The organism is uncultured Campylobacter sp., from assembly GCF_938017705.1.
Taxonomy (GTDB): Bacteria; Campylobacterota; Campylobacteria; order Campylobacterales; family Campylobacteraceae; genus Campylobacter_B.
This window is the reverse complement of record NZ_CALIIS010000043.1, coordinates 1-11,330: the sequence shown is the minus strand read 5'-3', so window position 1 is coordinate 11,330 and position 11,330 is coordinate 1. Positions and strand designations below refer to the sequence as shown.

11 protein-coding genes and 1 pseudogene are annotated in these 11,330 nt (G+C 38.3%); all 12 read right to left on the bottom strand.

Annotated features, from left to right (window positions below; all coding sequences use genetic code 11):
* Positions 1-221 (bottom strand): UDP-N-acetylglucosamine 2-epimerase (locus tag Q0605_RS02555; protein WP_298703942.1); only part of this gene is annotated, 221 nt, incomplete at its 3' end.
* Between the two features lie 140 nt (positions 222-361).
* A complete protein-coding gene (rfbH, locus tag Q0605_RS02550) occupies positions 362-1,693 on the bottom strand; it encodes a lipopolysaccharide biosynthesis protein RfbH (protein WP_298703940.1) in 1,332 nt (443 codons plus the stop codon).
* On the bottom strand, positions 1,690-2,619 hold the full coding sequence (locus tag Q0605_RS02545; RefSeq protein ID WP_298703938.1) for an NAD-dependent epimerase/dehydratase family protein: 930 nt from the start codon (positions 2,617-2,619) through the stop codon (positions 1,690-1,692). The genes rfbH and Q0605_RS02545 overlap by 4 nt, the downstream gene beginning before the upstream one ends.
* Positions 2,616-3,401, bottom strand: a complete 786-nt coding sequence (locus Q0605_RS02540; protein ID WP_298703937.1) for an aldolase/citrate lyase family protein — start codon at positions 3,399-3,401, stop codon at positions 2,616-2,618. The genes Q0605_RS02545 and Q0605_RS02540 overlap by 4 nt, the downstream gene beginning before the upstream one ends.
* A gap of 2 nt (positions 3,402-3,403) precedes the next feature.
* Positions 3,404-4,477 carry an AroB-related putative sugar phosphate phospholyase (cyclizing) gene (locus Q0605_RS02535; protein ID WP_298703935.1) on the bottom strand — a complete coding sequence of 358 codons (1,074 nt, stop codon included), beginning with the start codon at positions 4,475-4,477 and terminating at the stop codon, positions 3,404-3,406.
* Positions 4,474-5,142, bottom strand: coding sequence for an SDR family NAD(P)-dependent oxidoreductase (locus Q0605_RS02530; protein ID WP_298703933.1), 669 nt, complete (start codon positions 5,140-5,142; stop codon positions 4,474-4,476). Before Q0605_RS02530 ends, Q0605_RS02535 begins: the two co-directional genes overlap by 4 nt.
* 2 nt (positions 5,143-5,144) lie before the next feature.
* Entirely contained in the window at positions 5,145-6,935 is a 1,791-nt protein-coding gene (locus tag Q0605_RS02525) for a thiamine pyrophosphate-binding protein (protein ID WP_298703931.1), read from the bottom strand.
* The gene (gene rfbG, locus Q0605_RS02520; RefSeq protein WP_298703944.1) at positions 6,932-8,005 is read right to left on the bottom strand and encodes a CDP-glucose 4,6-dehydratase; all 1,074 of its coding nucleotides are present in this window, start codon (positions 8,003-8,005) and stop codon (positions 6,932-6,934) included. The genes Q0605_RS02525 and rfbG overlap by 4 nt, the downstream gene beginning before the upstream one ends.
* An 11-nt stretch (positions 8,006-8,016) precedes the next feature.
* Positions 8,017-8,790, bottom strand: coding sequence for a glucose-1-phosphate cytidylyltransferase (gene rfbF / locus Q0605_RS02515; RefSeq protein WP_297922914.1), 774 nt, complete (start codon positions 8,788-8,790; stop codon positions 8,017-8,019).
* Positions 8,791-8,801: 11 nt separating this feature from the next.
* On the bottom strand, positions 8,802-9,734 hold the full coding sequence (locus Q0605_RS02510) for a glycosyltransferase family 2 protein (protein ID WP_298703929.1): 933 nt from the start codon (positions 9,732-9,734) through the stop codon (positions 8,802-8,804).
* Position 9,735: 1 nt separating this feature from the next.
* Positions 9,736-10,101, bottom strand: coding sequence for a GtrA family protein (locus Q0605_RS02505; RefSeq protein WP_298703926.1), 366 nt, complete (start codon positions 10,099-10,101; stop codon positions 9,736-9,738).
* Positions 10,094-11,330 (bottom strand): annotated as a pseudogene (locus tag Q0605_RS02500) (hypothetical protein); the annotation flags it as partial. The gene Q0605_RS02505 and the pseudogene Q0605_RS02500, both read right to left, overlap by 8 nt.

Here is an 11,330-nt window from a genome sequence, read left to right as displayed (position 1 = left end):
GTCACATCGTACAGATCCTGCCCTTGCTTCATTAAATTTAGATCAAAATCCGGCTTGATCTCAAAAAATTCAAGCACCTGATCAAGCATCTGTCTGTGCTGCGCCGTAACGCAAACCTTCACTTCAAATTCCGCGTGCTTTTGAAATTCCTTTATCAACAGAGCCATCTTAATGGCTTCCGGGCGCGTCCCAAATACTATCAAAATTTTTCTTTTCGTCATAAACTCCCCTAAATATCGATTTTTTAACCAAATTTATCGCCGTAATTTTAATTAAATTTTGCTATATCGGCGCTTAACCAAACAAAATAACACTATTTATATTGCATATAGCACTTTAAAATTTTGATCTGATTTATATTTTAGCTTTTAGTAGATACAAATCCTCTAACCGTTTTTATAATATACTCTATCTTCTCATCGCTCATTCCAGGGTATACCCCCACCCAGAAACTATCGTTCATTATCTTATCGGTATTTTTTACCTCTCCTGAAATTTTATAATCCTCTCCGAGTTTTAGCTCTGCAAATAGCGGATGCTTGATCATATTGCCCGCAAATAAATTTCTTGTTTGCACGCCCGCTTTCTCTAGATGCTCGCTCAGTTCGTTTCTACTAAATTTTGCCCCGTCTGCAACCGTCATCATAAAGCCGAACCAACTAGGCTCGGAATGCGGCTGAGCTTTAACTAAAATAAGCTCCTTTATAGCTTTCAGCCCGTCATAAAGCTTTTTAAAATTTTGCCTACGATGCTGCACGAAGCTAGAAAATTTATCTATCTGAGCGCATCCCACGGCAGCTTGCATATCGGAGGCTTTTAAATTAAATCCGAAGTGCGAATAAACGTATTTATGATCGTATCCAAGCGGTAGCTCACCAAATTTTTGCGAAAAGCGCCTGCCACAGGTATTATCTACACCGCTCTCACACCAGCAATCGCGTCCCCAATCACGCATACTTAGCATAATTTTTTTAAGCAGCGGATTGTTTGTGTATGTGGCGCCGCCCTCGCCCATCGTCATATGATGAGGCGGGTAGAAGCTGCTTGTGCCTATATCCCCCCATCTGCCGGTCGGCTTACCGTCATACAGAGAACCCAGCGCGTCGCAGTTATCCTCGATAAGCCACAAACCGTGCTTATCACAAAATTCCTTCACGACTTTTATATTAAAAGGATTTCCCAGGGTGTGAGCTACCATGACGGCTTTTGTTTTTTGACTAAGCGCAAGCTCAAGTTTCGTATGGTCTATGTTAAAATACTCAAGCTCCATATCGACAAAAACAGGAACGGCACCGTATTGCACGATAGGCGCAACCGTCGTGGGAAAGCCTGCCGCTACTGTTATGACTTCATCGCCCTTCTTTATGCGGCGCTCTTTTAGAAGTGGCGAGGTAAGTGCAAAAAATGCAAGTAGATTTGCGCTGCTTCCGCTATTTACCAAAAATGCCCATTTTACGCCAAGCATTTTGGCAAATTCCTTTTCAAATTTTTTAGAATATGCGCCATATGTGAGCCAAAAATCAAGTGAACTATCTACTAAATTTACCATTTCGTGCTCATCAAAGACTCTACCTGCGTAATTCACACGGCTTTTGCCGGGTTCAAATTTAGCTCTCTGCGCCGGCTCATGAACCAGCCTATAATACTCTTTCGTTTTTTCTAAAATTTCTTGTTTTAATTCTTGCGGGGTCATTTTTTACCTTTCCAAATTTCATTGATTTTTCTCAAATATGGGTCTTTTTTAATCGTCTCTAAATCTAAGTTGGCAAAATTTTGCTTAAAATATTTGCGAATTTTGCCGATCGCTTCTGAATGCGGCGTGAGCTTAAACCTGCCTCCCATCTCGGATTTTAACAGGCTATTGTCAGAAGTGTATTCGTTATTTAGCCCCGCATTCATCACGATTATTTCGGATTTGAAATCGCTTACCTCATTTACGAGCGTGGCTAGGCTAAGCAGATCGATTTTCGTACCGCTGCTTGCATTGTAAATTTTATGCTGTACGTCATTTTCTATATAAAATTCCACTATGTTTAGCAGATCTTCAACATACATATAATCGAAAAATACGTTTTGATTGATCGTGATAGGTAAGTGCAGTAGGTTTTTTACTATGGAATTTGTGATAAATTTATAGCGGTAATTCTCCATCTCGCCATAAATTCCAAACAACCGAAGCTGAATGATATTATCCGTGCAATCCTCGATATAATGCGAAGTAATAGCTTTGTAAAAGCCGTATTCATCGAGCGGAAGCGCCTTTTTATAATCATCTTCGCGAGCATTTACTATCGGCTTGTGTTTGCCGTATTCCGCACCGCTTCCAAACGATATGATCTTTGTAACCCTATTTTTTTGCTTGGCGATATTGAAAAAGATTCGTAAATTATACTCGGTCACATTTGTCATATCCAGTGTATCACGACCGCCGCCACGATTGGCTAGATGAACGATAGTATCGATTTTATGCGCACGGACAAAATCGTCAACTGCGATTTCGTCAGTCAAATTTAGCTCACTGCTTACCGGAGCGAAAACGTTAAAATCTTCATTTAGCGCAAGATGCTTTTTTAGATGCGATCCAATAAAACCGCCGCCGCCCGTGATGAAAAGATTCATCTGTTACTTAGCCTTTTTTCAAGCATTTCGATTCTTTTCTCGTCCTCGGACTTGATTCTGTGATAATACCTACGCTTGCTCTTAAGCCAAGCTAATTCAAATTCAACGCCAGCTAAAATTCCAGCTTCCATATTGTTTACAGCATCTTTGCAATATACGATCTTTCGCGTTTCGTATTTATCAAGTAGTCCTTTGGAAATGAGATATTTAATAAAATCGCATGACTTCGCGGATATGGCTCCGCCCAGACCGCATTTGAGTCCTTTAGCTCTTGCTTTAGTGAAAATATCTTCGCAATATTTTAACATCTCATCGCTGTCTGCAAAATCCCTATTTTTACCCATCGAGGCGGTAAAGTCGACCCTGCCTATCGTTACGCCGGTTAATGTATCAATACTTTCTAAAGATAAAATATCGTCTAAATTCTTATAGCATGTTATGGTTTCTATATTTATCGCAAATTCTATATCATTGCGGTTATCTTCAGCAACAAAAGTGTTTATAGCTCCCAAAAATTTACTAACGGCAAATTTTGTTTCTGCCATCGGCGCTATGATACCATTTACACCTAGAGTAATAGCGTTATATATATCGGTTACCGCTTCGACGCCTCCGATTTTCATAATAATAGGAAGCCCAACTTTAGAGGTAATATCTTTTAGTCTACAAAGTTCCTCCTGCCTGCTGCCCTCATTTTCATATTCCGCCTTAATTTCAAAAACGCCATAATCATTCTTGAGCCTTTTTAAAATTTCGATCATCTCGTACTCTAAAGTATTCATAACTACTCCTTTATCAAAATAGACTTTGTCATATTAAGCGCCGTAAAAAATTCTTCATCCGTTACGTCTGCAACTTTCGTCATCTTAAACTCGCTATCTGGAATTATCACGGTTAGAAAATCACCTATCCGTTTTTTATCGTTTTTCATAGCTTGTAGTAAAATTTTCGCATCCATATGTGCCTCGCACAATTTTAAAGGAATGTACGGCAATAAGATATTTTTATTTATGTAATCAAATAGATTGCTATTAATCAACTTTCGCATTAAAGCTATAGCGTTAGCAAAAATAACACCTATCGTTACAGCAATACCGTGCGGAACGAAATATTTCGATGAAGTCTCGAGCGCATGGCCAAAACAATGGCCATAATTCAGCATATTTCTTCTGCCAAGATCAAATTCATCCCCCAACATATAACTAAGTTTTATTTTCATATTTTCCTTTATAACAGAGACACGACATTCTTTTTTAGTAGCTAAATTTCTTATTGTCTCTGAGATAAGATCAAAATTTTTTGGATAAACTTCCTGCATTAATTGAAATTTTATACACTCACCAAGTCCACTATAAAAATCCAGCTCAGTCAAAGTATCTAAAAAATCGGTATTAATATAAATTTTTTGTGGCGGATAGAATGTGCCTATCAAATTTTTGTAACTACCATAATTTAATGAGGTTTTGCTGCCGATACAGCTATCTGTTATCGCTAAAAAAGTAGTCGGTATAAAAATCCACTTCAGCCCCCTATACAAGGTAGATGCGACAAATCCACTTACGTCCTGCGTTATACCGCCGCCTATGGATACAAATGTTAAATTCCTCTTGGCGGCCTTGCCGATTAAAAAATCATAAATTTCACAAACAGATTTATAGGTTTTGTTTTCTTCGATCGCGTCAAAAATAAAAATATCCTTTGAATCAAAAGATCTAAATTTAGCCTCATAAATTTTAAAAACATTCTTATCTATTACTAAAGCAAAATTTTGTCCTCTAGCTAATTCATCTAAAAATTCCCATACCCCTTCAAAATAGACATCATAGTCTCTGATATTTGATTCGATCTTTAAGCTCATGCCAAAAATCCTCCGTCTATTACTATCACTTGTCCGCTTATATAGGAGTTTTCCTTGCCGATCAAGAATGCTACCAGTTTTGCTATCTCGGAAGTCTGCGCAAATCTACCGAGCGGAATTTCTTGTTTGATTTTGACTTGTTCGGCAAGTGGAACATTTTGCCTCGTTAGATCCGTATCGACATACCCTGGGGCTACGGAATTTACTAAAATATTAAATTCTCCAAGTTCTCTAGCAAGCGCTTTCGTAATTCCATTTATTCCAAATTTGGTGATTGAATAAAGAGTTCTGCGGGCCTTTGATCTCACCCCCCAAATGGAGCTGATATTTACGATCTTTCCACCTTCATTGCGCCTCATAGACACAGAGACAAATTTTGCCAACGATATGACAGACCTTAAGTTAACGTTTATCATATCATCAAATTTTTCATCGTCAATCTCATCTAAAGATGCCAATATATTTATCCCTGCACAATTAACCAAACCGTATATGTCTAAATCGGAATTTTTAGCTATATAACGCGCTACACTATTTTTATCATTTAAATTTAACTCCTTTGAGTTTGGGGTTATGCAATTAAATCCAACGCTAGTTAATTCGTCGGCTATAGCTTTACCGATCCCTCTGCTAGCGCCCGTTATTAAAATATTTTGTTTTTTCAAAATTATTCCTCCACCGGCTTTACTATCATATTTTTATAAAATTCCTCACGCGGCAAAAACGGAAACATATCTTCAAGCGGCTTTGAGATCATTTTGCCGTCAGGCTTTATCTCGGATGATAGTTTTGGCTCCATTTTTTCAGTAGGCGAGAGCATCACTTCACAAACTACCGCGCCAGATTTGGATAGAATTTTATCTAAATCTTTTTTTAAATTTAGCTGATTTTCTATCCTACAAGTTTCAAAACCATAAGCTTTTGCCAATTTTATGGTGTCGGGAAAACTCACGCCGCTATCTTTATCCGAGCCTACCTTGTGCCCTTTAAAAAAGTTGTTTTGAGTATTTCTGATAGAAATATAGCCTGCATTATTCAGAACAAAGATTTTGATCGGAAGCTTATTATGAATTATTGTCTGAAGCTCTTGAATATTCATCTGCAAGCTGCCCTCTCCAGTGACGCATATAGTATTGCCCTTGCCGTTTGCAAAACACGCACCGATTGCAGCAGGCAGATCGTATCCCATAGAAGCACAACCCGAATTTATTACAACCTTTTGATTCTCATATAAGCGCAAGCTCTGATACGATGAAACACATGCCGTACCGTTACCGAATACATAAACTAAATCTCGTTTATGATTAGATAGCACATCAAAGAAATTATATGAATCAACCCGCTCTTTTACATTTTGTCTAAAAGGCTCAATCGTAGGATAATTCTTTCTGTAATTTTTACAAATTTCAAGCCAAGCTCCAAAATCTAGCTCGTCTTTCAACACAGATCGCAAATCCGATATAAAAACCTTCGCATCGGATTTTATCTTAATATCTGCGGCAATAGTTTTTTTGTTTAGTTCGTTTTCGTCGATATCGACCAAAATTTTTTTTGCTTCTCTGCCGAAGAATTCCCAGTTATAGCTAACTGCACGGATATTTAATCTAGCGCCTACGGCGATGATGAGATCAGAATTTTGCACGACAAAATTTGCCGCCCTATTGCCGATAGTGCCATATCTGCCAAAAAACAGCTCGTGGTCATTTCTAACGATATCGTATCTAGCGAAAGTACCGATAACGGGGATTTTTAAAATTTCGATTAGTTTTAGAAAATCTTCGTTCGCACCGGCAAGCGTTATGCCATTACCCGCAATAATTACCGGGCGCTTAGCAGCTTTTAGAGCATCTAAAACCTGCGGGATTTTGGTGTTAAATTTTGGCTCTTCGGGAATTTTAAATTCTATCAGATCCGCTTCATCCACCATTGCGCCCTGTATATCTAGCGGCACATCCAGCCATACGGGTCCGGGCCTGCCGTGTTTAGCCTCATAAACAGCTTTTTGCAGATGAAATTTTATGCTATTTTTATCCGTTATCATTATGGCGTATTTTGTGATAGGTCTTACGATATCAACGATATTAACCTCTTGATCGCCAAGCTGACGCAAATTTAGCTCGGGTTGCGAAGCGACGGTCGTTTGAAATTTTACCTGTCCCGATATAATCATCATAGGGATCGAATCTACCCAAGCGCCGTAAACGCCAGTAATCGCGTTCGTCCCGCCGGGACCCGTGGTAACATACGCGATACCGATCTTATTTGAGACGCGCGCATAGCCCTCTGCAGCTATCGCGCAAGCCTGTTCGTGATGGTTACAGACATACTCTAAATTTTCATTTTTGCCAAGCGAATCTATCAGGTGCATATTGCCGCCACCCGAGACCATAAATACGGTCTTTGCGGTATCTTCGTGTTCGGCTATAAATTTTGCTATAAAATCGCTAACTTTTATCATCGCATCATCTCTTTTACGTAGTCGTTTAAATTTTGCTCGGTATCAATCGTGCCGTTTTCGTAGAAATTTTTATACCATCTTATGGTTTTTTCAAATGCCGTTTCACTATTCCAAACGGGCTTCCAGCCAAGCAGCGCATGTGCTTTAGAGCAATCAAGCTTCAATAAATTTGCCTCATGCGGCTGGTCCGTGTCGGAGCCGATTTTAAATTCTATCTTATCCCAATATCGCTTGGCACTCTTTAGTACATCAAGCACCCTAATCGCACCATCATCGCTAGGTCCGAAATTCCACGCACCGCCGAATTCCTTTCGCCCTTCAAGCAACTTTTGCCCTACGAGCAAATATCCGCTAAGCGGCTCGAGTACGTGCTGCCAAGGACGCGTCGCATGCGGATTGCGGATCGTTACCGCTTCATTTTTAGCTGCTGCGCGCATAACGTCGCAAATCAATCTATCTTGCGCCCAGTCTCCGCCGCCTATTACGTTACCTGCGCGACACGTGGCAAGCAGCGTTTGATGCTTTGTGCCGTAATCTTTTTCATTAAAAAAGGAGTTTCGATATGAACTAGCCAGAAGATCCGCGCAGCCTTTCGACGAGCTATATGGATCATATCCGCCCATAGGATCGCTCTCGCGATATCCCCAAACCCATTCTTTATTTTCATAAGCCTTGTCGCTGGTGATATTTACGATCGCGCGAACGCCTGCTTTTCTGCAGGCTTCAAGGACTTTTAATGTGCCGATGACATTGATTTCGTAGGTTGTGATAGGATCGGCGTAAGATGGGCGTACGAGCGCCTGAGCGGCAAAGTGAAATACTATGTCGGGTTTATAAGTCGTAAAGACTTCGTTTAATTTAGCAAGATCCCGTATGTCAGCGATTACCTGGACGATATTTAAATTTAAAAGTCCTATATGATTTGGCTCTGTAGGCGCCGGAAGCGAATACCCTATCACTTTCGCGCCCAAGCGCTGCAGCCATAGACTAAGCCATGAGCCCTTAAAACCGGTATGCCCGGTAAGCAAAACTGTTTTGCCATTATAAATTCCGGAGTATAGATCCTGCATATCTTGCATTGCTACCACTTTTTCCACGGAGCGTTGCCGCTATCCCAAATTTTGTTTAACTCAAGCTTATCTCTAAGCGTATCCATCGGTTTCCAAAATCCGCTGTGTTTATACGCTAAAATTTCACCGTCGTGTGCTAAATTCATAAGCGGCTCTTGCTCAAATATCGTCGCATCTCCATTCGTAATATAGTCAAAAACCTTAGGCTCGCATACAAAGAAACCCGCATTGATCCAATTGCCGTCTCCTTTTGGTTTTTCCTTAAACTCATGCACGCGACTTTCGTCATCTATATTTAGCGCTCCAAAGCGACCTTCCGGCTGAACGGAAGTCATCGTAAGCGCTTTGCCATGAGACTTATGGAATTTTACAAGCTCGTGGATATCTATATCACTAACACCATCTCCATAAGTAAGCAAAAATGGTTCGTCCCCCACTATGCTCTGAGCCCGCTTAATACGACCGCCAGTCATGGTGTTTAGCCCGGTATTTAACAGCGTAACGCTCCAAGGCTCGCTAAAATTACTCAAAACTTCCATTTTGCCATTTTTCAAATCTATAGTCATATCGCTTTGATGTAAAAAATAATTGGCAAAATATTCTTTGATATAGTAGCCTTTATAACCAAGTAAAATGACGAATTCGTTAAATCCGTACAAACTATAAATTTTCATAATATGCCATAAAATCGGTTTTTCGCCGATCTCTACCATTGGCTTTGGCCTAATGCTCGTCTCTTCGGCAAGCCTAGTACCGAAACCTCCTGCTAGTATTAAAACTTTCATTAAAGCTCCCTTTAATCAAAATTTACTCTCTCTTTTTCAAATACCAATGGGCGATTCAACACTTGTGTATAAATTGCCCCGATATATTCGCCTATTATACCGATAAAAAACAAAATTCCAGATGAAACGAACGAAAAAAGTATGATAAGAGGCGCGATACCCACACTCATTTCGTTCCAATATATGAGTTTTAGGATAAAATACACAAGTCCTACTATTATGCTTAAAATGCCCATTATCATTCCTATAAAAGTCGCGAGCCTAAGTGGCACTTTAGAATTGCAGATTATGCCTAGTATCCCCATATCATAAAGCGTGTAGAAGTTGTTTTTGGTAACTCCTTTAATTCTTACCGGTTGATCGTAAGGGATTTTAGCTACCTTATAGCCCGCTTCCGCGAGCATTCCACGAAAAAACGGATACGGATCATGCATCTGTCTAAGAGCCGCGATGACCTTTTTATCAAAAAGTCCAAAGCCGGTAAAATTTTTAAAAATCTCGATCTCAGATAGCTTCGATAAGAGTTCATAATAACACTCTCTGATTTTAAACATCACGCCACGCTCCTCGCTATCGCGCTTAATAGCCAAAACCAGGTCATTGCCCTCCTGCCATTTTTCTATAAACTGTGCAATCATCTCGGGCGGATCTTGCAAATCGGCCACGATAGAGATAACGGCATCTCCGTCTGCACCCAAAAGCGCATAGGTTGGCGATTTGATATGCCCGAAGTTTCTGGAATTTACGATGATCTTTAAATTTTTATCATCCTTTGCTAGGCGTTTTAAAATTTCAACCGTCCTATCGGTCGAAGCATTATCAATAAATATATGCTCGTAGGCGTACTCCGAAAATCCTTCCATAACTTTTTTTACGCGCGCATAGACTTCCTCTACATTCTCCTCCTCGTTAAAGCAGGCAGTAACTATACTGATCTTTTTCATATCATCTCCTAAAGACGAAAAATTTATTTAATAAAAATGATACCGCAGCTAGCGGGATCAAAAGCACAAAACCGTTTATATACATATTTTCAAAGCCAAACTTTTTAAATAACCATAAAAAGTATATATTTAAAAGATAAGTAATGATGTAAACTAGTATAAATCTAAATATCAGACCGTTATCACTGCTACCAAATACCAGCTTGCCTATAGTTTTAAAGTTAAATAATACGCCTAGTATCGTAGAAAACAATACGGCAAGAGGATAATATAAACCCAAATAGATAAAAAGGGCGAATATCCCATACCCAAAGGCAGTATTCATGATGCCTACGAGGAGAAACTTGACGGCTTGTCGTTTAATCATAGCTATCATTTCGTCTATAAATATTTATAGTATTAAAATTTGCCTTATCAATCGGCTCAACCCCAAGTTGAGGTAAAATTTCCATTATATTGGCTACATTACCATTCAAGGTTACTATATCCGAATTCCTAATTGTATTATTAATATCTTGCAAAACGACTCCGTCTCTAGTGATTTGCATGAGATTTACGCCGTTATCCTGTAGCCACAAATAGAACCTTTCATAACTTTGATCGAAAAAGTTACTATTTTGAATTATTACATCTGTTTGAATATTTAAATTTTTAGATGCATTATTAAACATCAGGCTATTGGGTACAACAAAGGAGTTTATAAATTTATATCTACCCTCTTTTACCCATTTATTCATTACCTTATAAAAATCCTCTTGAATAAAATTATCCTTTCTCAAAAGTCTTTTGTTTATATCAAACGCTTTTTTATAGTATTGATATAAAACAATGTTCTCGGTTGGTCTATTTGTAAAATTAATATATTCTTGTTTAATCAGTTTTGTTGGAGTTACATCAAACCATTGCGTTACTAGGTGATATGGTGGAATTTTATCATTTAAAAGATACATTATTGGTAAGTTAAAAAAGTAAAAATCTTTGTCAGATACTGTATTTTTAGGTACATAATCGTGAATATAGTCAAAAATATAAGATAATTTCTGATTCATATAAATATTTTTTAAAGGAATATATGAGGTCTCGGATTTGGCCTCGAATACACTACCTTGATAATTTTCAAGCCAGTTATATGGTATTAAAAATTTTACGTATATTATGAAAGATACCATTACAAGCATCCAATAGATCAATAAAATCCTGGCTATTTTGCGCAAATTTTGATTTAATAAAAAGCCGAATGCCAACCCTGCACACAAAAGAATGCTATTCATATTTAAGGCGATAGTAGTGAAAGTATTACTATAAACTATAGCAGCAGCACAAAAAGTAATGAAAATATAAATTTTTGATCCAAAAATGCTACTATTTTTATAAAACATAGCAGCAAACATGATATACAAAATCATAGCTATGGAAAAGCTAATATAAGAGATATATTTAATAATATATAATATAACAGTATTATGAAATAAAACAATATAAGTAAGCGCAGTCAGTCCAATAGCTACGATAGTAAATCGAAATAAGATAGTTGTTCTTGCTGCAATTTGTCCTACCAATGCATCATATAGATATACAATATTTTTTCCAAAATAT